Source organism: Methanoregula sp. (assembly GCA_041645435.1).
Taxonomy (GTDB): domain Archaea; phylum Halobacteriota; class Methanomicrobia; order Methanomicrobiales; family Methanospirillaceae; genus Methanoregula.
The window spans coordinates 26,718-47,916 of record JBAZQB010000007.1 but is presented as its reverse complement, the minus strand read 5'-3'; the positions used below and the strand labels follow the sequence as shown (position 1 = coordinate 47,916).

The following is a 21,199-nucleotide window of genomic DNA, read 5'->3' as shown; positions in this document are numbered from 1 at the left end:
CCCAGCTCCCGGAACCATTTCACGGTCTCGGCCAGCCCTGTTTTAACGGTATATTCTGGTGCGTACCCCAAAGCATTCCTTGCAAGGGAGATATCTGCCAGTGAGTCCCTGATATCCCCGGGAGCCGAAGGTCCGAATGTAACCGGAACCTCACTGCCGGTAATCTCCATGATCATATCGGACAGTTCACGCAGATTGATCCTAAGGCCGCATGCAACATTGAAAATGCCCGGTTCTCCGGATTGCATTGCCCGGATATTTGCCGGGACAACATCCTTTACGTATACAAAATCGCGCGTCTGGGTACCGTTGCCGAAGATTACCAGCGGACGGTGGGCAAGTGTATTAGCAATGAATTTTGTGATGACACCGGAGTAGGGGGAACCGGGATCCTGTCGGGGGCCAAAAACATTGAAGTATCTCAGTGCAATACACCGGAGCCATATATCCGGGAGAAGACCGAACAATACTGTTCCCCAGCCAGTTTTGATACCGCGTATGGTGAGAGCGGATCGGTTATCATATCCTCCCGCTTGGGCATCTCGGGATTGTCGCCATAGACTGCCGCAGATGAGGCGAATACCACCTTTTTTACACCGCAGTCGCGTGCGGTTGTTAGGACATTGAGGGTTCCCGTCAGGTTCACTTCATGAGTATGATGGGGATTTACCACTGAGTGGGGAACCGATGCGATCGCACCCTGATGAAAGATTCCATCTGCCCCTTCAAATGTCTTATGAAGAAGCGGAAGGTCCGTGATGCTTCCCTTCACAAAAGAGACTGCATCCTTTTTGAGAAATGGTGCGATATTCTCCATCTTGCCTGAGAACAGATTGTCAAGGACTACGACCTCGTGCTTCTGCCTCTCCAGCTCTTCAACAAGATGCGAGCCGATGAAGCCAGCACCACCGGTAATAATGTATTTCATGAAAATCACTATGGTTGAACGAAATTATCCTGAATCTTTTTTTGGTTTTTAAAAGCCTGGTGGGCAGGCAACTCTCACCATCATGCAAGTTCGTTGATGGACTAGTGTTTTTCCTTTACCTTGAATAATCCTTTCCAGTAATTGGTAAGTGATTGTTCCGTCATCTCTGCAAATTCGATATCTTTTTTCAATGCGGATTCAAATCCGTTCAGTGGTTTTATAAAATATCGTTCACCCTCATGGACGAAATGAAGTTCTTCGCCTTTTTTTAAGCCATTTCTCATGGATGCTGGAATGACAATCTGCCCTTTCGAGCTCACATGAATAATGCTGGCTTTCATACGGAATCGGTAAGATACATCTAACTGAATATAATCTCATCATTTGGACGGATATAATACAATTATAGGGAATTTGCTCACTCACCAGTTAGTTGGAATGCCGGGTCTGATTAATCCGGCTTTTCATTTTTCTAAAAAGAAGAAATTCCCGGAATATGCTTCAATTACTTCCCGTCTGATATCCTGCGTCATATATGGAAAAACTCAGTTGGTTAAAAAAACCCGGGTCAAATCCATAACTGGTATAATTACTATTTTAACAACCGATAAATATTCTTAATAACAGAATACATATACTTGTTGCCAGAGTCAGGGATTATTAATTTGCATTGATGAACTGAAACGACGGGGGTACCTGATAACGATGTCGACAGAAAATCACCCTGAAGGAAGTGCATTCTTCCCGCAATATTTCATCATCGGAAAAACTGACCCGCAGTATATTCCTATAAAAAAACAACTCGTGGATTCCTGCCCGCATACCATAGGATCGTCCTGTTACTTTATTCGGGCGGGCGCAGACAGCACCTGTATCTGCCGGATTAAAGCCGGCAACGAGACTGTGCTGTTTTATGAAATAATGAATCACACTCTCGCAGGAATCTCCGATCAGGAAATCCAGGAGGTTGTTCTGCAGCCTTCCTATGCAGCCCCGCTGCCGGACTATTTTTTTCTCACGCCGGAAATTGAACAGAAGATTCGCACGCTATATCCACTTGGATCCCGCTCACCCGGGACTTCCTGACTATAGGAAAATCGGGTGTTTTTCTACCCGAGCCACCTTTTTTTTGTCATATTGAATATTTTTTGTGGTTATCCTGATCCGGGTATAAACCGGATTTGTTCTTCTGCGTTTCTCCAGAACACATAAATTGACTCGCCCGCCAACGGTTATCACCCTTGAGCTGCAATAGCTAACCGAAACATGCACGCAGGCAGAGAGGATATGACCGGAAAAAATACCGAAGAAGAACAGATCGTCATGGCACGGTACGGCGAGTTGTTCTTGAAAAGCGAACCGGTAAAACATCACTTTATCGGCATGCTCCTGCGGAATATAAGAAAAGCCCTGAACTCATTCGGGATAACCTGCCGGTATGAAACCCCCCGCGGACGTATCCTGATCCACACGGCTGATCCGGTAAAAACTGCGGATATCGTATCCCGGGTATTTGGAATCATCGATGTCAGTATCTGTATCCTTACCAGCAGCGAATACGATGCACTTTCCCGCAGTGCAGTCAGGCTTGCATCTGAACACCTGACGTCCGGAAAAACGTTTGCCGTTCGCGCAAAACGCCAGTACAAGACCGGGCTGGACAGCCAGGAACTCGGCGCCCGGATTGGTTCTGATATCTTCGATACCATCCCCAATCTCACCGTAGATCTCGGCACTCCCGAGTACGAGGTATTTGTTGAAGTGCGGGATTTTGGCGGCCTTGTTTATGATTCCCGCATAAAGGGACCCGGGGGTCTGCCCTGGGGCACCCAGGGACGGGCGCTTGTCCTGCTCTCGTCCGGTATTGATTCCCCGGTGGCGTCGTGGCTGATGATGAAGCGGGGATGCGAGATTACCCACCTGTACCTTGATGCCGGGCGATGGGCCGGGAGTGACGTGACTTCCGCTGCAATTGAAAATCACCGCAAACTCTCTTTCTGGTGTGCCGGAAACAACCTGTCGATGGTGATTGCCAGGAACGAACTGCTGTTCGATGAGATGAGCCGGCTGAAAGTCCCGCCCCGGTACCGCTGCGTTATCTGCAAGCGGTTCATGCAGCGGGTTGCCGGAGAACTGATGACAAAAGAAGGAGCACAGGCAATCGTTACCGGAGAAAATCTCGGCCAGGTGGCTTCCCAGACCCTTCCGAATCTCGCGGTTATCTCCGATGCAGTGAGCGTTCCGGTCCTCCGCCCGCTTATCACCTATGACAAGGAAGATACGATCACCCTTGCCCGCCGGATCGGGACTTTCGATGCAACGCCCGGGGACCTGGCCTGCCGTGCAGTGCCGAAGATGCCGGCAACTGCGGCGGTGCTTGATGAGGTCCGGGAATTTGAAGATCAGATGGAAATCGCAAAGCTGGTGAATCTGGCCTGTTCGGATGTGCGGTTTGTCAATGCGCTGAATGGTACGATTACAGAATAACCGGCTCTGTTGAAACGCACAAGACCGGTTCCTCACAGACTATAAAAAAACCAAATCCTGGATTCATTTTGAGATCAATTGTGAGCATAGCTCATCTCCCAAGAATAGCCACTTTTTTTGTATGTGTTTATTTTTCAGGAAGAAAGGAGCATGACTCCCTACCCCTCAGTGGGATAAACGACCCGGGGGGAGATCCTCTTGGTTCACGACAAATTCGTGTCTCTGTGCAGAATTTCATCAGAGAACGAATAATGCGAATTTTTCCTGGCAACCCGCTCATAGAAGTTTCCTTGCGGTCTGGATAACCGTGTTCAGGGCCTTGACCCGGGCATACCATTTATCATTCGATTCAATAACGGTCCAGGGAGCATACTCCGTGCTCGTCCTTGCCAGCATCTCATCAACCGCCTCTTCATACAGATCCCATTTTTCCCGGTTTCTCCAGTCATCATCGGTGATCTTGTATTTTTTGAGAGGATCACTTGCCCGCTGCTGGAAGCGTTTGAGCTGCTCATCCTTGCTTATCTCGAGCCAGAACTTTACCATCCCTCCGCCCGTGGAAGATATGAAATCTTCTTCCATGTCGTTGATCTCGCCATAGGCCCGCTGCCAGTCGGATTCTGTACAGTATTTTTCCACGCGCTCAACAAGCACCCGGCCGTACCAGCTCCGGTCAAAGATTGCGATATCGCCACCGGTGGGAAAATGTTTGATGAACCGTCTCAGGTAGTGGTACTGTTTTTCGTGTTCAGTGGGAGCGGCAACAGGAACCACGTAATATCCAAGCGGGTTCATATATCGCGTGACCCGGGTGATATTCCCGCCTTTTCCGGCTGCATCCCACCCCTCGTAGGCTATGATGAAGGGGATCTTCCTCTTGAAAAGAAGGTAATGCAGCTCGAGCATCTCAATCTGGAGATTGTTTAAGGTCTGCTGGCATTCTTCCTTTGAGTACCCGTTATCCGGCGTGGATTTTCGTATAACCGGGTTTTTCCTGGGTCGGGTGGGATCTTTCTGTTTTAATTTTTTGGCTCTTGTCTCTTTACCGGCTTCCTCTCTTTTTTCCAGGTTTTTCACAATCATTGAGTATACTTTCAGGATCGCATATTGCCGGTCGGTTGCTTCAATGATGGTCCAGGGAGCATACTCGGTGTTGGTTTTTTCAAGAAATTCATCGATCAGGGGATACGTGTTCTCATAATGCCGGTGGACATTCCATATTGACGGTGTGACAAGCCACGCGGTGAGGGGATTTCGTTCACGCTCCTCAAGACGCCGCTTCTGTTCCTCCTTTGTGATATGCAGGAAAAATTTGAGGATTATCGTGCCGTCATCGTGCAGTTTCTTCTCGAAATTATTTATCCGGACTGCCGGCTCCAGCATGGATTTTTCCCAGGTGTGTTTCTGCATCTCTTCCGAGAGCGCCCGGCTGTACCAGCTCCGTGCAAAAAGCCCGATACGCCCGCGGGGAGGTGTCCGAAGCCAGAATCTCCAGAAAAACGGGTGGGCCTTCTCCTCCTCGGTGGGCTTCTCTATGGCATGGAGGGCAAATCCCCGGGGGTCCAGAGCCTGGACGATCTCATGGACGGCCATGGTGATGCCGGCAGCGTTCCAGCCCTCAATGACGATGACGGTTGGGACATTCTGGTCTCGCAGGGAGCGCTGGAGGATGCCAAGGCGTTCTTTTAATGACGTGAGCGTCTTTTCGTAGGTGCTCTCATCAGCAGTTTTTGTAAGATCGGTTTTATCAAGCATCCGTACCAAGACTCCTGTAACCGTCAGGGAGATACAATCCTGTTCATCGGATTCGTAGGCTATCGCTGGTAATAATATTACCTGCCCGGCCGGGAGATCCTGATACTGGTTTTTTAGAGAATATTTGTTATGGGCCGGCAAAAAGGATTATTTCCGGTATTTCAGAAGAGAGGAGAGAAAAATGGAGGGTGAGATGTTCCGATCTTCGGATTTTTCGTTACGGGTTTACCACAAGGCCGTTCTCGCGGGCAATATCGACAAATACCTTCCCGAGATATTCTGCCTGGATGCGGGTCATGCCATAGGTATTGAATTTCCAGACTTTCGTTGCCCCGGGGATAATGCCGGTCACCCCTTTTTCCTCAAGGGCGCCTGAAAGATAGAAGCCCCGCTTCTTGTGGGATTCTGCGACCTTATCGAAGGATGCTATGGTGTCGATCCGGGTCATCGTGTGTTTGCGGGGAAATTCTGAAAGGATCTTCGTCCCCTCAATGGAAAGCAGTGCATCGAGAACGATCCGGTTATTTTCCAGTTCCTTATCGAAATGTTTCACCCGTTCTTTTACGTGCGGAAATGAGGCCATCATGCCGATGAGGGTTGCCCCCATGAGAGTACAGCCCATCATCTCGGGCTCCTTGATCCCGAATTTCCTGTTCGTGACATCACCGACAATGGTTGTCGTGCGGAATACTTCGGCCGCACGCTCGGCAGTTGCCGCAAGAATGCCGGAGGGGGCCGGTGCTGCCATGCTCTTGTGACCCGACCCGACAATGAAATCGACACCGAGATCTTTGCCGTTCACCGGCAGCGTTCCAACCGTGTATGCGCCATTGTACACGATCGGGACATCGTTCTCGCGGGTAACTTTTGCAATTGACCGGATATCGTGCATATTGCCAAACTGGTAATCCACATGATCTATAAAGGCAAGAACGGGCGGACGGCCGAATTCCCGTTTGACTTCTTCGATTTTCATCGCGGCTGCATCAGCAGTAATAATTTTGTTGCTGTCGGCAGGGATCTCCCGGGGAATTCCCCCTGCTTCTTCAACCGCCATGAATTCAGTATAGTGGGATAATGAGGTGAGGAGGACCGGGTCGCCTTTCTGCACGTACGTATTTGCAACTGCCTGGAATCCCCGGCGGGCACCGGGAACCGTACGGACCGTATCCATGCCAAGCCAGGATGCCACATCCTTGTGGAATTCAGCAATAGGGGGTTTACTGATGTAGTCGAGCCGGTTTGGCTTGCGGCAGTTGTCGCAGACCGAGTACCCGTCCCCGTAAGCCATGACTGCTTTCATGGCATCGGCAGTGAGCCGGCCGGCGGCCTGGATCGGATCGATGTTGATGAACAGTTCGTCGACCTGCCGCGCTTCAATGCCATTTGCGCATCTCATTTCAGCATCTCCTGTTTGAGCGAGGCAACCTGCCGCTCAAGGTTCTGGAGCAGCCGTTCGGCTTCTGCCCGCTGGCGGGGATCAAGCGCATGGGTGGGTGCGGTCTCCCGGAACAATACCCGGAGGTCCGTAAGCGTGTAGATCGCCTGGAATGTCATATCAACGGCCCGTTTCGACATAGTATCACATACTTATTGGGACGGTGATGAATTAATTAAACGCTCGCTGCAAAGGTGCGGAAAACCGGTATCGCTGTCCAAAAAAAACCGGCTTTTGACTTTTGGATCTTATGGCTTTATGCAATCTTGTTCCAATGTTTTCTTGTTTTCCAGCGGGATGGATCGTTATCCCCTCTCTCCAGCGCATTCAGGAACGCTTTTTGGAGTGCCGGGATGACTCCGGTCTTTGACAGGATCAGATGGTAAAAATCCGATCTGTCCTCGCTGCCCACAAAATGCGTTTTTATTTACACAATTTTCATAGTCCGGGTGTGAACCTGCGTGCAGGTTCGTTTTTACCGAGCTGCTTATTCATAATCCCAACAGGATCCGAAACTGTGATCGCGGCAGAAATCACCGGCCGTACCTGAGTGCTGTTGGTACCGGGCAGGCTTCCGTACACCGGCCGCAGAGATAGCACTCCCGTTTCCCATCGTTCCTGCCAGCTGTTGATGCAGGGCAGGCCCTCTCGCATTTTTTGCACCCGATACAGGTCTCTGTGCGTTGCAGCCGGAACCAGCTGAACTCCGCAAACATCGAGAAGAGGACGCCAAACGGGCAGAGAATCCGGCAGACCGGACGGTACAGGAATGCCGAGAGCAGTATGAGTCCTGCGGCAACGGCAAATCCCGCAGTGAGCGTGAGAGAGAAGAGATCGTACAGGCCAGTATACGCCATCAGGTCGATGAGAGAGATGGCAGCAGCCGCGGTTGCTATGAAGAAGACAAGCCGGATTAATTCAAGAATTTCTTTCTTACGGGGAACAATTTTTTTCACCGGAATGATATACGCCAGTTCCTGCAGGGATCCCACCGGGCAGACGCTCCCGCAGAACGTCCGGCCCACAAGGAGTGCAAGCAGGATAACAGCACAGATCACGATAATAGCAATACTGAGAGCCGAGGTTCCGGTAATTACATTCACAATTCCCCCGAGTTCCAGGGGCATTATCGGCGACAGGAATACGAAACCGGCAAACGTGGCAAGCCCTGCTAATAGGAGTATGATCCGTTGGGTCATCCTGCCGGCATGCCAAAGGTATGCAACGAGCAGCGGGCCAGCCACCATGTAGATCAGGGAGGATGTGATTCCAACCGCGGTACCCCCCGCGAGAAGTGAAGTCGCAACCAGCGAAAGGTTAAGGCCGAAAAGCGATACAAGGGCAAGTGCCGTCCCGGTTTCCTGTTTACGAGTCCCGGGCAGTCGTGCCATCAGGAGAGCGAAGATGATACCGGTGAAGACAAGGAATAAGATCACGCCGGACAGGAACGCGGATACGTGGATGGTTTCCAGAAATCCCCCGGACGTTGTCTGCTGAATAACAGTGTTTGTTGTATCCGCTGATACCGAACTCATTGTCGGTACCGGCATTTGAGTTGCGGATATATCCGGTTGCGGTGCTGCCGGTACCTGGGCAGAGGTTCCAGGCCCGGAAGGAATGGCATTTGACACGGTCTGAGAACCGGTCCGTCCGGTATAATCGCATAAACTGTTGCCATCGGCATCCAGGAACAGGAAACACCTTCCCGGAGAGGTGCATCCGCCTATCCCTTTCGGGCACACTGCGGCACACGCCGGATATGCGAGTCCTGCAGTAAGGAGGACGGTTCCTATGGAACGTCGGATGGATTTTGTAATCTGCATGGTGTAGACCTCCTTTTCCTGGATGATCAGAATCAGATGCTGGTGAAAAGAGTATATATTGGTCTGATGGTTAGGGGAGGATCTTATCCGCGTACTGCGATATTATTCCCGTGAAGGATGCTATGAATTCTTATAGGAGTACCAGATCCGGTTCGTACTACCGGAGGAATTCCTGAAGGGGATTTTTAGAAAAAAACGATATACGGTCTCTTGAAGGACCGGTTTCTCGTGTACCGGGCCGATACAGGAAACCGGGAGTAAGCCCTGTTGTATCATTACCCATTTTTTTGCCTGCGGTATAATCCCCGGAATCCGAAAGCTGCAGGTCCGGTTCGTCATCGACATACAATACCGTAATCACGCTGCCGCTGCACGCCCCTGTATTCCGTATGTAACATTAAAAGAAGGTGTTGAAAAGGATTTGGGAGATCCTGCCCCGTTGGAACATTCACCCGGTTATCATTTTTACGGAAGAATTTCTTTACGGTAAAATTACCATATTCCCATCCTCATTCTATAAATCCCCGGGCCGCCCATACTCCCGGCATGAAGTATACGGCACGGCATATCCAGCGTTTCCTCGAAACCGGGAAGATTGATGCAACGCTCTGGAAGAACCATTTCCCCTCGCTGCTGCCGACCCTGGTGCCGACCTGCGAGGAGTGCTCGGAGTTCAAGGACCGGACCTGCGCCGGCGGCAGGGACCCGGTCGAATGTTTCCTTGCAAAAGTTCCCGAGGCAAAACCGGGGGACAAGCCCCGCCAGAAGAAACGGGACCCTATGCTCGGCATTGGTGCGAAACGCCCGGGATTCAACGGTACGGCAATGCCCAAAGACCAGTCAAAAATGTGACCGGGGAACGCCCCCACACTCAATATCCGGTTTTTTGTACGGGGAATTCCCCGATATCAAGGTATTTTCCGGTTGCAGGAGTGTACTGCGGCCACGTAACGTTCTTCCCGCCATCCGGGCTGCCGCTCCGGGCAAACTGCGTCCAGTACTCCATCATCCTGTCCGAAACGTTCCGGCTCACGGGATCCGGGTCCATTGCGGCCGGCCGGAAGACAAAATATAGTTCACTGCCATGGAATGTCCCCATCGGCTGGCCGGGCATCTCGTACGAGAACCGGTACAACCAGGTTTCCTGGCCAATCCCGGCGTTCGATCCGGCAATGATCTCTGCTGCTGCTGCAAAGTCAAAGTCGTTCATAATCCGTTCCATCTGGTACTGGACCTCTCCTTCTGTTTTTGCCGGGTACGCTCCAAGAACTTCATCGGCATACCTCCCGAACCGGTCCCGGATATAGCGTTCGTACCCCGGGACATTCAAACCCGTCTGTGCTGCAAGCGTTGTTCCTTCATCGGCATTGGTCCCGATAATGAGCGGGACCGGGTTCTGCTTTCCGTTCAGGAATTGGTCCTCAGGAGCAAAAGGAAGGATATACCCGTCAACCGATGGCTTGAACTTCAGGGTGTGGGTGGCCCAGAACGCTGATTTGGGATGGGGTGTTGCATTGACAAGAGTCATCGCGTCCAGTGCACGCATCTGCCGGATCGCATCCGGCCCGGTATACCCCAGCGTGCGGGCAAATTCCATGCTGTCCTGTTCGGCTTGAACCCGGGAACTGACAATATTTAAAGAAGAGCCATTTGTCCAGAGCGGCCCGCTCTCAACAATGGCCTGCCGGAAGAGACCGTTACCCTGCGGGCTTGAGAGGTGGGAAAGGATGCTTGTTGCCCCTGCCGATTCCCCGAAGACAGTTACACGGGAGGGATCACCGCCAAACGCCCCGATATTCCGCTGCACCCATTTCAGGGCGGCCTGCTGGTCCTGGAGACCGTAATTGCCCGAAGAGTTATTGGCCGATTCGTTGGCAAGCGCCGGGTGGGCAAGGAACCCAAGAGCTCCGAGCCGGTAGTTGAGCGTGACAACGATCACCCCTCTCTTTGCCAGTGCGCTGCCATCGTACAGCGGGAGGGAGCCGGCCCCCTGGATGAAAGCCCCGCCATGGATGAAAACCATAACAGGCAGTTTCTCTGAGGGATCCTTTGCCGGTGTCCAGACATTCAGGTACAGACAGTCTTCGCTCATGGCTTGGGCTTTTGTTCCCGTTGAAGAATTGTCTGAAACGTTCTGGGGACAGATTGCCCCAAAGGACGTTGCGTTCATCACGCCGTTCCAGGGTTTTGCTTCTGCCGGGGGTTTCCACCGGAGGTTTCCGGTGGGTGGAGCCGCGTAGGGAATGCCCCGATATGCGGTGATCCCATTATCCGTTATTCCCGAGATTGTGCCTGCATCGGTTTTCACGATTCCTGGCGTTGCAGCAGTCTGACTGCATCCGGCAGCAAGAACAAGACTGAAGAGGATCGCCAAAAGGATCAGTATAGCCACACGGGATTTCTCCCACCCAATTTTACCCGCCATGCCCGATTCTCCAGTGATAATGGAAGCAATTGGAAGGATTTCAGATAAGAGTTTCGTTTCTTTCCGGGTTTCTGGTACCCCCAGCGAATTTGCACGGGATCCGGCATGAACTTTCTTTTGGAAAAAATACCGGGAAAAATATGACCGGATATGGTGAAGGCGCCAAAAAGAAAACGATTTGAAGTGGAAAAACAGAACGGTCGGAAAGACTAGCGGCCAATCCAGCCGAACAGCCCGTGGTCATTCTGCTCCTGTGCTGCAAGGCGCTGCCATTCCGCCACATTCTGGTCCAATGCCCGGATCTGCTCTTCCATTAAAGTACGGGTCTCCGCATCCATCTCCGTTGTGTTCACGAGCTGCTGGATCTGCATGATACGGACCTGGTTTTCAGAAGTAATGTTGGCAAGTTCCCGGGCGGCCGGCTGGTCCCCGCCAAAGAAAAGCCTGCTGAACGCATCCCGGTTCTGGATACGCTCTTCAAGCCGGAAGGTTGACTGAACGGAATTATTGAAGGTCCGGGCGATCTCCGATATCTGAGGGCCGATACCTCCGGTTACGTTCTCCATGGCAAGAAGCGAATGGACCGCAACGCTGATGTCATTCTCATTTTTCATCCACCCGGCCTTGCCGGAGCTGGAATTGGCAAGGGAGGCTGCATATTCCATACGGTTCTTCTGGAGGTTCTCACGCAGAGCTGAATTATTCCGGACTGCAACCGTTGCATTCTTCTGGATTTTTACCGGGGTTTCCCGTGGTTCTTTGTCATATGAGGTCGTATTTTTCCCGCCGGGCTCTGCAACCGGTTTGCCACCCGGGGACTCATTGTCATCCCCGCCACCGGCAATGACAACCCCTGCATGAATTCCATTGCCCTCCTTACCCGCCGCAAGTACCGGTATTGCCAGGGAAGCCAGGCACAGAACGATTACGAAAATACCTGTTATTTTTTTCATGGGAAACCTGCCATTTTGTAGTATTCACCTGTGCGGGCAGTGCTATAGAATTTTTCTGATGAGAAGGATCGGGAAGGTATGGATATGTTCATGCCACTCATGGAAGCCAGGAAATTTTAATCCTGTTCATGAGTGAAGTATCGCTCAAAAAAAAGGGTAAAGTGCCAATCCAGCCCCTGCCATCTATCTTTTACAATTGTCCGGCCCCCATTTGCGCCAGCCTTGCCCCCATTGGGGGCGGGGGCGCATGCGATTCCCCGGTATTACCAAAAATCCCGATTCAGGTAATGCAGCACTATCGCAACCGGGGCGCCATAGCTGCGGGGCGAAGCCCCTTGAGCGTCAGTCTTTCCGCTCCAAAACGAATTTCCTTTTTTGATTTAAATTTCAGGCATGTTTTTTTTACCTTTTTTCACTCTGTAAATCCTTCCTGGATTCAGGGGTTGGAATAGTACATTACCCCCCCCCAAAAAAAAAATAAAAAATAAAAAATATCCAATACGAAAAAGGGATTAACAAGTATGTTTACAACCGCGTTCAGAACACGTAGGTTGTCCCGGTTGTGTTCAGGATGCATTTCCCCGGCATCGCTGCCATGAACCGGTTGATTGCATCCCACCCGGTGCAGTGCATGGGTACAACGTAATCCGGGTTGATCCGTTTCATGGCATCAATGGTTGGCTGGATTACCGGTGCAAATGCCGGGCCGGTGAGATGGAACCCGCCTAAAACTGCATGGACCAAATCGACCCCGGTTATCTTCCTCGCGTACTCCACCGTGTTGATGATCCCGGCATGGGCACAGCCACTTATGATGACAAGCCCCTTATCCTTCACGTTGATCACGAGTGCCTGGTCATCCCGGATAGGATCGGCCTGCCACCGGTCACTGACAAACATCTCCATCCCGGGCATACCGTTCTCGAAATCGGTCTTCCGCTCCACTTCCCCGGTCACGATCAGGTGGCCACCAGCGAGTCTCGAGGGTCCGGTGCGCTTGAGGATATCAGCCCCGGATTTTTTCAGCACTACCGCGTCCAGCTGGGGAAGCGCAGCAATACCATTCGGGCCGTTCAACCGCCGTTTCAGGAAAGCATCCGGGTGGACAACGAGCGGTATCTGCCGTCCTGCCCCGGAGAAGACTCCTTCAAGCCCGCCGATATGATCGAAGTGCCCGTGGCTCAGAACCACCGCCTCTGCGCCGGCAAGCGGGATGCCCAGCTGCCGGGCATTCCATGCCATGCATTCCCGGGACAGCCCGGCATCGAGCAGGATCGCGTGCTCCTTTTTGCCGGAGAATACCCGGACAAAGCAGGAGAGGCCGTGCTCAGCCAGGATCTGGCGGCCCGTGTTGAACGGAAGACGGTGGTCAACGGGAGTTGAGGGCGGCACAAAGATATCAATGTAGTTATCGACAAGAACGGTGATTTCCACACGATCGGCCGGTCTTAACAGATGTTCAGTCATGGTCTTTTCACCCGTTAATCGATAAGCAGGAGCGCCATAAGCTCCGGGTTTCCCTGCACGGGGAAACGTATCGGCATTCCCGCCTTTTCTGCAGTCTTCACCATGTTGACGCCAACGGCATGCTCGGGAATCCGGGCCTGTGTGGGATGAACGCAGATACCGGCCTTCACGTTGCAGGTCTCGCAGAGCCGACACGAGCCGTTGACAAAGGCAAGGGCTAAGGGATTGCCGGCATTGAACGCGGTCTTCTCCAGTTCGAGCATCATCGGGGCGAACGCACCGGTGCCATTGAAATGATCTTTCCAGAACTGCGTTGCCTGCTCTTTCTTATCCGCCGGGGCTTCCGGGTCGAGCCAGTACCGGTAGATCGAGCAGATCACATCCGGTTCGGCTTTTGCCGGCGAGATAAATTTCACGAGCAGGGCGTACCGGTACTCCGAGAGGATCTTCCGGAACTCGTCAGGGGTTGGGACGTTGGGCGGGCAGGTGAGTTTTTTGCCGTACCCGATGCAGCCGGCCCGGCACTTCAGGGGCACGCGGTTTTCGACAATCACATCCGATGCGGGGATAACTTTGGCATCAGCAGCACCGAGCGCGCGGGCTGCCTGCACGAGGAATGCGAAATCCCCTGATTCTTTCTTACCGTCATTCATCATGTTCACCCGGTTCTGCCTGAAGTGTATGGAGCGGAATACAAAAAAAACCTCATAACTGCTGTCAGCAGGGTTCAATCCGGTACTCCCAGGTCATTTTCGCGGAAGCGGCCGCCATCACGGCAACCTGGCAATGGAGCGTCATGACATGTTCAATCACCGCAGCCACCTTTGCGTTGTCCAGGTTTCCTTTCAGGGTGAAGGTCACGTGAATTGTCCTGAGAATCTGGGGAAGCGTCTCGCTCCGGGTACAGTCAACGTTCACTGACAACGACACTGGGGGGGTTCCCATGGCAGCAAGATCGATTGTGGTCTTGATTGCTGCACATCCCCCGATCGATGCAATATAATACTCCATCGGGTTGGGGTACTTCCCGCTCCCGCCAAGTGCCGGGCCCGGCTCAAAGAATATCTCATTGCCCATGTTCGTTGTTGCTACAAATTTCAGGCCGCCGGCCGATGATACGGTTGCGGACGGTTTTGTCATGGTTGTGGTTGGTGTTGTCTTCATATTCAGGTTCCTACTTTGTTGATGAGTTCCTGTGCTCTCCTCCCTGGAGAGCAGGGCAGAAATTACACAGCGAGTAAAAAACTTCTTTCTCCTTATCCCGAACCGGGCAGTAATACACACTTCCTTTCATCTCCACATTATATCCCCCGGGAAACCGCGTTCCCACCGGATGGGCCGGTTCTTCGAGAACAAACATAGTGAACGCTGCGAGAAGATAGTAGAAAAGGAAACTAAGTTTTTTGAGATGGAGGGTCCCTTCGCTGGTATCGATCACCGCAAACATACCCGAAGGGAGCATATTGCAGAATGCTTCGAACCGCTTCCGGTTGCCAACAGGTGCAGTGAGTCTTGCAAATTCTCCGCTACGGTGAAGAACAATAAGATGATGGTGACACGTGAATACATGGTCCCGAAGCTGGACCATGGCCTTTCGATAGGTAGAAGGCAGATGTTCTATCTCTGTATTCATTTTTCCCCCAAGGATCTGGAGGTCATTGAGAGAATATTTCTGTACTTCCCGAGAAAGGATCTCTCCTAGTTCGCCTCTGGTCCGGGCAGATTTAAGCAGGCACGCAATCCGGAAGATATCTTCAGCTGCTTCGCTGCTATCAGTCATGTTACGGTTCAGTGAATCGCTCATTTTGTCTCGCCGTATCCAAGGGCATCAAACTCAGGTCCGATAAGGAGATCAGGATTTGTCCAAGTGAAAAAATGATCTTTTTGATCAATACGTAACGCGCTCCTGCTATCCCGTCCCGGAGTTTTCCGGTTAACTTACTGGCATCGAGAGATAACGGAGTCCGAATCATTCCGAGCAGCGTCGGGTCATCGGATTCCATGAGCCCCTCGAACCGCGGAGGAAGGATGCGAATATCAGAGTGTTTTGACGTTGACATAGAGTTCCTTCTCATTTTTTTGTTATCAAGTTGTTTTCTTTCACATTTTCAGGAGCGAACGGTCAATTGCAAAGAGGAAGCACCCCCGCACTCCCCACCACGTGCACTCCGGGCAGGTGGTATGATCTTTCCTGCATCTCCGGCCAACCGCTTCCATCGGGCAGTCGTCCCGCTTGGCACAGCCCCAGCAGCAGGTGCCGGTTGTCCGGCCATAGATGACGTCGAAGTTGACGTACGTTCCAGGATCAATCCGTTTTTTTCCGTTCATGTCTGTTTTCTCCGTAATCAGATGTTCAGGATCGACCAGTCCAGCCTGAATTTCTTACATCCCCGCTCGCTCCACCGGGTGCAGGAATTGCAGGTACTCTGTTTTTTGGTGCACTTCCATTTCCGGACTTTTTTCGGACAGTTGTTTCTTCTCGTACAGTTATGACAGCAGGTGAATGCAGAAACCCCGAAAATATAGCCCGTGTCAAGATAAGATCCAGAAAAAACGGGTACCGGGTTGTCATGGATCATGCCCACCAGTCTCCGGGATCGGTTTTGTGTCGAGCCATGAAGCGGCATCACGCCTGCACAGCGCAAAATATTGGGAGTATGTATACCCCCAGCCAATTACTGCAATTACGAGAGAGATTCCCGCAGCAGCGGCACTCAGGAATACAAAGGACAGGATTGCGGCCATCATCAGCGTCAGAAAACCGCACTCCAGGGCAAGCATGAACATCCGGTCCTGTTTACCGGTTGGCAGCACCGCGTTCCAGGGATGCTGGAGAGCAATTGCACCCAGGATAAATACAACAAAAATAACACCGCCGGTAAGAAACAGGTGATCCGTGCCACGAACAAGGCCGGCAAACGTAAAACCGCCGGTGATCATTGCGGTAAGGCCGAGAAGCGTCAGCGCCCCGACAACGGCGAGCTCCATCAGGGACCGGGCCATGACAGGGATGTTCATATTCAGGACGTGATTTGAGAGGTACCCGAGTACAAGACCCGTGATCATTGCCACAATAACGGCAACCAGGGGGGCGAAAAAACCGGAACATGTCGAGAGGAGCATCCCCCCCACACCCGCTCCGAATCCGATCATTCCCGCGGACGGGACACCCGTACCAAGACCGTAACTGTTCAGGATCTTAATCGTGTCCGATCCCCACCACAGTGCACCAAGTGCGGCAAGACCCCCGAAAAATGAGAAGAGATCTGAGTTCGTCAGGTCATTGAGATACGTACAATAGAGGAATGCAACGGAACAGATTATACCGGTGATCAGGATCCGGTTGTGCGGGATGCCAGGGTCGATCTGGTTGATATCGACTTTGATACTCATGCTCATTCATCTCCGCCCGTTGCCTGTTCCGGCCCGGGAATCGTTGCATATGCGAGCGTCATGAGGCCGGATATCTTCCGGTCCGCATTTTTTCCGGAGTAGTACATCCTCCCGAAATCCCGGGAGGGTATCACCTGAATACCGGTAAAGCCATGGCTCGCGAGGAAAGGTACGATCTCGTCCTTTTCAAAACCCGACTGGAGCGGCTCACCAGCCAGGATGGTATAGGCCCGGATCTTCCGGCCGCCCTCTGCCTCAGATGACCCGTCCGCCATTGACTGCGGGATGAAATCAAAAAGCACGGCACTGCCTGCCCCGGCATTCTGGCAAAGGCCGGAAAACAGGTCCGCCACTACCGGGCGGGGAAGGTACATCACGAGCCCTTCGAGAAGGAAAAGGGTCTTTTGATCCGGAGACCAGCCGGCCCCTTCCAGGGCCTGCCAGCAGTGCTCATGTCCGAGGTCTATCGGGATAAATGAGACATGAGACATCGGTTCGCCAAGAACCCGTTCAAGGATTGCAGTTTTTCTTGCCTGCGTCTCCGCCCGGTCGATCTCGAAGATCCTGACCCGGTCCTTCAGCGTCCCGATCCGGTACGCCCGGGTATCATACCCGGCACCCAGGATCACCAGCTGGTTAAATCCTTCACCCGGAGCATTCTCGCAAATTTCGTCAAAAAAACGGACCCGGGCACGGATGGTGTTGCTCCACCCGGGCATAGCCTCTTCTATCTCATCTGCCATCGCTTTCGCTTCAGCGGGATGGGTCTTTCCCCAGGCAAGCAGAGCGGGATTTAGGAAATAGACTGCATACGGATCGTAAAAAATCCGCATATCTTCCGGCAGCATCGATTCAGCGAACCGCTGCAGGGCAATTCCTTCCGCCATCCGGCTTGGGCTTTCGGGCCCATAATTTCCCGCGGGTGATATATCCAATCTCATGGCAAATCACATACCCTCTTGTAAAATAACATACTAATTGGAATGTATAAATACCAAACGGTTTGTATTTTATCCGGATGCAATGTTTTTTACATCTCACGGGAGTAGTGAATATGAGAAGCAATGCCCAAGGTAATCCCGGAATATAAAGAGGATGCAAAACGCCGCATCATAGAAGCCGCAATGGATGTTATCGCAGAACGCGGCTGCGATCAGATGACGATAGATGATGTGGCAAAAAAACTTAACGTTACCAAAGGTGCGGTCTACTGGTACTTCAAGAGTAAAGAGGAACTTGTTGCTGCGGTCTTAAAAAAATTCCAGGATACTATTGAGCGGACAGGTTTTGAATCGTTTTATAACCGTCCCATCGAAGATGTCTTCTCAAATCTGTTCGAACGGTTCTCCTTAACCGATGACCGGCAGCGGGCAATTTTTTTTGAGATGTTTGCCCTTGCTGCCCGGAATTCTGATGTCCGGCATGCAACCCGGGAATATTATATGGGACTCGTCTCCACGTTTGAAGAGGCAATCAAGAGAGAAAAGAAACGGCATTTCATCCAGACCCAGGCAGACCCCCATACACTTGCCCTCCTGATGGTGGCCCTGTACTCGGGCCTCCAGAATTATGAGATGGTCTGGATGTTCCAGAACGAGATTCGGGATCTCTGGATGGAAGGGACAAAGATCCTTCTCAAACCATCCTATACCGGCACGTACGGGGAAGAGAAAAAGTAACCCTCTTCACGGGTGGATCTTTTGTCAAATTATTTTTTCTGAGGGAAATCTCCCGTCAGATATGCCGGTTTTTGGTATAAAAAAAAGAAACCTGTTATTGTTCCGCGGTAATCCGGTCATAGAAAACTGCTGCAACAATCGCGCCGACAACCGGGCCTATTATGTAGATCGGGAAGAATGTCCAGAGGTTCGGACCTCCCAAAAGAAAGTCCATGATATAGGGGCCAAATGTCCGGGCCGGGTTGAGGGACGCTCCCGCAATATTGCCGGTTGCGGTGATCATACCGGCAACCGTGAGACCGATAATGAGTCCCGCAAAACCTGTTGGGGCACGCTTGTCAACAGCAACGCCCATGATGACAAGCATCAGGACAAAGGTTGCAATTGCCTCAACAAGGATTGCCTGCCCGTACCCGATACCGGGGAAGGGTGCCGTTGCTCCAAGACCCCCGATAGTCACCGCGTCCATTCCAACCGTTAAGAAGAAGAGCGTACTTCCGATTGCTGCGCCGATACACTGGGCAAGTACGTATGCCACGGTCTCCCCGAGCGAGAACCGTTTCGTTGCCCACAGGGCAATCGTTACTGCAGGGTTGATATGTGCCCCTGAAACCCGGCCAAGCGCATAGATGACCGCGGCAATCACGATACCAAACGAGATACCTATGGCAAACCAGTCTCCGAGCCCGCCGAGCTGGCCGATACCTATGTTGAACGACGATGCCGGTTTGGTCCCGTGAGCGATCATCAGCGTTATGGCCGCAGCACCCGCCCCAAAATACACAAGGAGCAGGGTTCCTACACATTCCGTAAGGCTGCGGCAGGTCAGCGATGCCATTACTTGCCCTCCCCAAACGCATTACTGCAATCAGGGCAGAGCATCCGTGGCATCCTGGTGGGGAGTTTTCGTGAGGGAAGAGGATAGCTTCCTTCCCAGACATCAACGTCTTTCCGGACCGTATGCTTCATGCAGGTTCCCATACCGCAGGCAACACAGACTGCAACGGCATCGGTCTCTTTTCCTTCTTTAGCACAGACGTAACACTTCATTTTGAACTCCATCTCTCCAGTACAGGTTTTCAGACCGCCTCTTTCCACTGGCACGAGCAGTGCCGGAAATCCATTAAGGCTGCTGAGGCACAGTCTTTGCAGATTCGTGCAGGAGCTGCAGCAATTTCTTTGTTTAAAGCGATAATATTTGTCATAAGTGTTGCTGTCACGGGTTCACTCGTGAGTAGGCACGGGTAGTCGGAGAGGCGCATCATGGCCGAGAAGCGGACGGTCATGGCACAGGCAGGATATGCGTACCGCTGCGGGTTTGCGAGCACCTCGTTCTTCAGGATGGGTGAGAGATCAACATCGAATCCGCCAACCTTTGGAGTTACCAGACCGGGCTCGCTGCTCTGCATCCTCCGGGCCTTGTCCACCATCTTCCATCCACGGTAGATCATGTCCATGAAGTCGCAGTTGTGGAGCTCGATGGCTGCACCCCGTTTCGGATAGAGCTGGACATAGTTGTGGTAGCGTTTCGTGAGCATGTCCACGACCATGATGGCATTGAACCCGTCGAGTTCAAGGATATACTCGGCAGCACTGGCCGAAGAGCCGGTTGCAACCGATAACACTTCGTGCGGGGACTTCATCTTCGGGGCCGCTGCTTTGAGGGTCCTGTCCATCACTTCGGTCACGGATTCAATGACCGCCATGATCACGTCATCCTTGCACATGTTGAACGTGGACTGGGAGATGTGATGGGCAATGTCCCCGACACAGTAGGCCGGCACGGTCACGATGTTGCCGTAATGAACCCCCTCATTGAGGGATGCCTTGACCGCACCCTGCATCTTTGCGCGGTAATCCTTCATGTATTTCCGGCAGTCAAACGAGGACTGGCCCACGCTGTCCATGAGCTTTGCCTGCGCATCGACCGGCGTGTCATAGATGGACTGGATCATTGCAATCTCCTGCTTCACCGCATCGGCAAGGGTGGCGCCGCCTTCGACTGCATGGGCAAAGACATCGCCAATGCCGTACGAGGTGTTCATGGCCCAGGATTTTGAAGCCAGGATTGCCTGCTTATGGGATGCCGGGATGTCCGTGTTCTTGAGGATCTGGTTGACAATATTGCTGCTGCTTCCCGGGATCAGCGCAAAGTCTACTACGCAGGTGGGGCCATAAAAACCCGCATACCGCCGGGCTGATTCCCTGCCGATAAGAGATTCTGCTTTTGTAACCGCTTTGATAAATACCTCAACACTTTTACGGAATTTGGGATCCGCATCATAGAGCATCTCGAGAATGACCGGTGTCTGGTAGTGTTCAACAAAAGGATCATCTTCGGGACGGATGGTCGTGGTCAGATTTTTGAGAATGGTATAATGGGCATGAACCGAATCGGTATGGAGAGAAAATACTGCCTTGCTCTGGTCTCCTGCGGCTTTCATGCCTTTGACTGCATCGACATACACTTTCGAGTCATCGATAACAAAATTCTGCCCGCGCTTCTTTTTTATCTGGTCTACATCGGCGTGCTGGGCTGCCATCGCCTCGTTGATCATTTTTTTGATTATTTCCTGCATAAATCATGCATCTCCCGGCACCGTAACTGGACGGGGTGCCTACAGGCAACCATTGGCGTATACCTTATAAATATCTTCATATTTGGAAAATTGAACCGTCATGGTGATGTTCCCCCATGCATGGGGTGGCGGCGTTTCTTGTGATGGGGAACGGGGACATCAGCCCCCTTGAAAACATGACAGATGGATCTTATTTTCACGTTCATTTAAAAAAAAGCCAAAAAACCAGGTAATTGATCGCAGGTCTTCCAAAGGTTAGTGTCTGCCACCAC

25 protein-coding genes and 1 pseudogene are annotated in these 21,199 nt (G+C 52.1%); 5 read left to right on the top strand and 21 right to left on the bottom strand.

Annotation, left to right across the window (positions count from 1 at the left end):
* Nucleotides 1-22: 22 nt before the first annotated feature.
* Both WC593_13625 and WC593_13620 read right to left on the bottom strand, forming a co-directional pair.
* Nucleotides 23-928, bottom strand: a pseudogene (locus tag WC593_13625) (NAD-dependent epimerase/dehydratase family protein).
* Nucleotides 929-1,029: 101 nt separating this feature from the next.
* Complete coding sequence (locus tag WC593_13620; protein ID MFA4826186.1) at nucleotides 1,030-1,269, bottom strand: AbrB/MazE/SpoVT family DNA-binding domain-containing protein; 240 nt, start codon at nucleotides 1,267-1,269, stop codon at nucleotides 1,030-1,032.
* A 364-nt stretch (nucleotides 1,270-1,633) separates the two neighbouring features.
* On the opposite strand from WC593_13620, the gene WC593_13615 reads away from it, so the two are divergent.
* Nucleotides 1,634-2,014: a hypothetical protein gene (locus WC593_13615; protein ID MFA4826185.1), complete on the top strand. Its 381-nt coding sequence runs from the start codon at nucleotides 1,634-1,636 to the stop codon at nucleotides 2,012-2,014.
* A 201-nt stretch (nucleotides 2,015-2,215) separates the two neighbouring features.
* A complete protein-coding gene (gene thiI, locus WC593_13610) occupies nucleotides 2,216-3,415 on the top strand; it encodes a tRNA uracil 4-sulfurtransferase ThiI (GenBank protein ID MFA4826184.1) in 1,200 nt (399 codons plus the stop codon).
* A 276-nt stretch (nucleotides 3,416-3,691) separates the two neighbouring features.
* On the opposite strand, the gene pap is transcribed toward thiI, so the two are convergent.
* The 5 genes from pap to WC593_13585 form a co-directional block, all read right to left on the bottom strand.
* Nucleotides 3,692-5,170, bottom strand: a complete 1,479-nt coding sequence (gene pap, locus WC593_13605; GenBank protein ID MFA4826183.1) for a polyphosphate:AMP phosphotransferase — start codon at nucleotides 5,168-5,170, stop codon at nucleotides 3,692-3,694.
* 217 nt (nucleotides 5,171-5,387) lie between these two features.
* A complete protein-coding gene (pscS, locus tag WC593_13600) occupies nucleotides 5,388-6,569 on the bottom strand; it encodes an O-phospho-L-seryl-tRNA:Cys-tRNA synthase (GenBank protein MFA4826182.1) in 1,182 nt (393 codons plus the stop codon).
* Nucleotides 6,566-6,748 (bottom strand): hypothetical protein, encoded by a 183-nt coding sequence (locus WC593_13595; GenBank protein MFA4826181.1) that lies wholly within the window; start codon nucleotides 6,746-6,748, stop codon nucleotides 6,566-6,568. The genes pscS and WC593_13595 overlap by 4 nt, the downstream gene beginning before the upstream one ends.
* Nucleotides 6,749-6,864: 116 nt before the next feature.
* On the bottom strand, nucleotides 6,865-7,020 hold the full coding sequence (locus WC593_13590) for a hypothetical protein (protein ID MFA4826180.1): 156 nt from the start codon (nucleotides 7,018-7,020) through the stop codon (nucleotides 6,865-6,867).
* Between the two features lie 121 nt (nucleotides 7,021-7,141).
* Complete coding sequence (locus WC593_13585) at nucleotides 7,142-8,431, bottom strand: 4Fe-4S binding protein (GenBank protein MFA4826179.1); 1,290 nt, start codon at nucleotides 8,429-8,431, stop codon at nucleotides 7,142-7,144.
* A 546-nt stretch (nucleotides 8,432-8,977) separates the two neighbouring features.
* Here WC593_13585 and WC593_13580 point away from each other — a divergent pair.
* A complete protein-coding gene (locus WC593_13580) occupies nucleotides 8,978-9,283 on the top strand; it encodes a hypothetical protein (protein ID MFA4826178.1) in 306 nt (101 codons plus the stop codon).
* A gap of 19 nt (nucleotides 9,284-9,302) precedes the next feature.
* Here WC593_13580 and WC593_13575 read toward each other — a convergent pair whose 3' ends face one another.
* Nucleotides 9,303-10,856 (bottom strand): carboxylesterase/lipase family protein, encoded by a 1,554-nt coding sequence (locus tag WC593_13575; GenBank protein ID MFA4826177.1) that lies wholly within the window; start codon nucleotides 10,854-10,856, stop codon nucleotides 9,303-9,305.
* 209 nt (nucleotides 10,857-11,065) lie between these two features.
* Nucleotides 11,066-11,809: a hypothetical protein gene (locus tag WC593_13570; protein MFA4826176.1), complete on the bottom strand. Its 744-nt coding sequence runs from the start codon at nucleotides 11,807-11,809 to the stop codon at nucleotides 11,066-11,068.
* Nucleotides 11,810-11,937: 128 nt separating this feature from the next.
* Here WC593_13570 and WC593_13565 point away from each other — a divergent pair, with 128 nt between their 5' ends.
* Nucleotides 11,938-12,261: a hypothetical protein gene (locus WC593_13565; protein ID MFA4826175.1), complete on the top strand. Its 324-nt coding sequence runs from the start codon at nucleotides 11,938-11,940 to the stop codon at nucleotides 12,259-12,261.
* 85 nt (nucleotides 12,262-12,346) lie between these two features.
* On the opposite strand, the gene WC593_13560 is transcribed toward WC593_13565, so the two are convergent.
* From WC593_13560 to WC593_13520, 9 genes are all read right to left on the bottom strand, one after another.
* A complete protein-coding gene (locus WC593_13560; GenBank protein ID MFA4826174.1) occupies nucleotides 12,347-13,276 on the bottom strand; it encodes an MBL fold metallo-hydrolase in 930 nt (309 codons plus the stop codon).
* A gap of 14 nt (nucleotides 13,277-13,290) precedes the next feature.
* Nucleotides 13,291-13,929 carry a DUF2284 domain-containing protein gene (locus tag WC593_13555; protein ID MFA4826173.1) on the bottom strand — a complete coding sequence of 213 codons (639 nt, stop codon included), beginning with the start codon at nucleotides 13,927-13,929 and terminating at the stop codon, nucleotides 13,291-13,293.
* A gap of 64 nt (nucleotides 13,930-13,993) precedes the next feature.
* Entirely contained in the window at nucleotides 13,994-14,440 is a 447-nt protein-coding gene (locus WC593_13550; protein ID MFA4826172.1) for an OsmC family protein, read from the bottom strand.
* A 10-nt stretch (nucleotides 14,441-14,450) separates the two neighbouring features.
* Entirely contained in the window at nucleotides 14,451-15,080 is a 630-nt protein-coding gene (locus tag WC593_13545) for a DUF2115 domain-containing protein (GenBank protein ID MFA4826171.1), read from the bottom strand.
* Nucleotides 15,058-15,279, bottom strand: coding sequence for a hypothetical protein (locus tag WC593_13540; GenBank protein MFA4826170.1), 222 nt, complete (start codon nucleotides 15,277-15,279; stop codon nucleotides 15,058-15,060). Before WC593_13540 ends, WC593_13545 begins: the two co-directional genes overlap by 23 nt.
* A 97-nt stretch (nucleotides 15,280-15,376) precedes the next feature.
* Entirely contained in the window at nucleotides 15,377-15,604 is a 228-nt protein-coding gene (locus tag WC593_13535; protein MFA4826169.1) for a hypothetical protein, read from the bottom strand.
* A gap of 17 nt (nucleotides 15,605-15,621) precedes the next feature.
* On the bottom strand, nucleotides 15,622-15,855 hold the full coding sequence (locus WC593_13530; protein ID MFA4826168.1) for a hypothetical protein: 234 nt from the start codon (nucleotides 15,853-15,855) through the stop codon (nucleotides 15,622-15,624).
* Nucleotides 15,845-16,669 carry a tetrahydromethanopterin S-methyltransferase subunit C gene (gene mtrC, locus WC593_13525; GenBank protein ID MFA4826167.1) on the bottom strand — a complete coding sequence of 275 codons (825 nt, stop codon included), beginning with the start codon at nucleotides 16,667-16,669 and terminating at the stop codon, nucleotides 15,845-15,847. Before mtrC ends, WC593_13530 begins: the two co-directional genes overlap by 11 nt.
* A 2-nt stretch (nucleotides 16,670-16,671) precedes the next feature.
* Nucleotides 16,672-17,610 carry a class I SAM-dependent methyltransferase gene (locus tag WC593_13520; protein MFA4826166.1) on the bottom strand — a complete coding sequence of 313 codons (939 nt, stop codon included), beginning with the start codon at nucleotides 17,608-17,610 and terminating at the stop codon, nucleotides 16,672-16,674.
* A 123-nt stretch (nucleotides 17,611-17,733) separates the two neighbouring features.
* Between WC593_13520 and WC593_13515 the strand changes: the two genes are divergently transcribed.
* Nucleotides 17,734-18,348, top strand: a complete 615-nt coding sequence (locus WC593_13515) for a TetR/AcrR family transcriptional regulator (GenBank protein ID MFA4826165.1) — start codon at nucleotides 17,734-17,736, stop codon at nucleotides 18,346-18,348.
* 94 nt (nucleotides 18,349-18,442) lie between these two features.
* Here the strand turns inward: WC593_13515 and WC593_13510 are convergent, their stop codons facing one another.
* From WC593_13510 to WC593_13500, 3 genes are read right to left on the bottom strand one after another with little or no spacing between them, the layout of a single operon-like run.
* The gene (locus tag WC593_13510; protein MFA4826164.1) at nucleotides 18,443-19,186 is read right to left on the bottom strand and encodes an MIP/aquaporin family protein; all 744 of its coding nucleotides are present in this window, start codon (nucleotides 19,184-19,186) and stop codon (nucleotides 18,443-18,445) included.
* A complete protein-coding gene (locus WC593_13505; protein MFA4826163.1) occupies nucleotides 19,186-19,398 on the bottom strand; it encodes a DUF2180 family protein in 213 nt (70 codons plus the stop codon). Before WC593_13505 ends, WC593_13510 begins: the two co-directional genes overlap by 1 nt.
* Before the next feature lie 29 nt (nucleotides 19,399-19,427).
* Nucleotides 19,428-20,927, bottom strand: a complete 1,500-nt coding sequence (locus WC593_13500; GenBank protein ID MFA4826162.1) for a DUF2193 domain-containing protein — start codon at nucleotides 20,925-20,927, stop codon at nucleotides 19,428-19,430.
* Nucleotides 20,928-21,199: the final 272 nt, after the last annotated feature.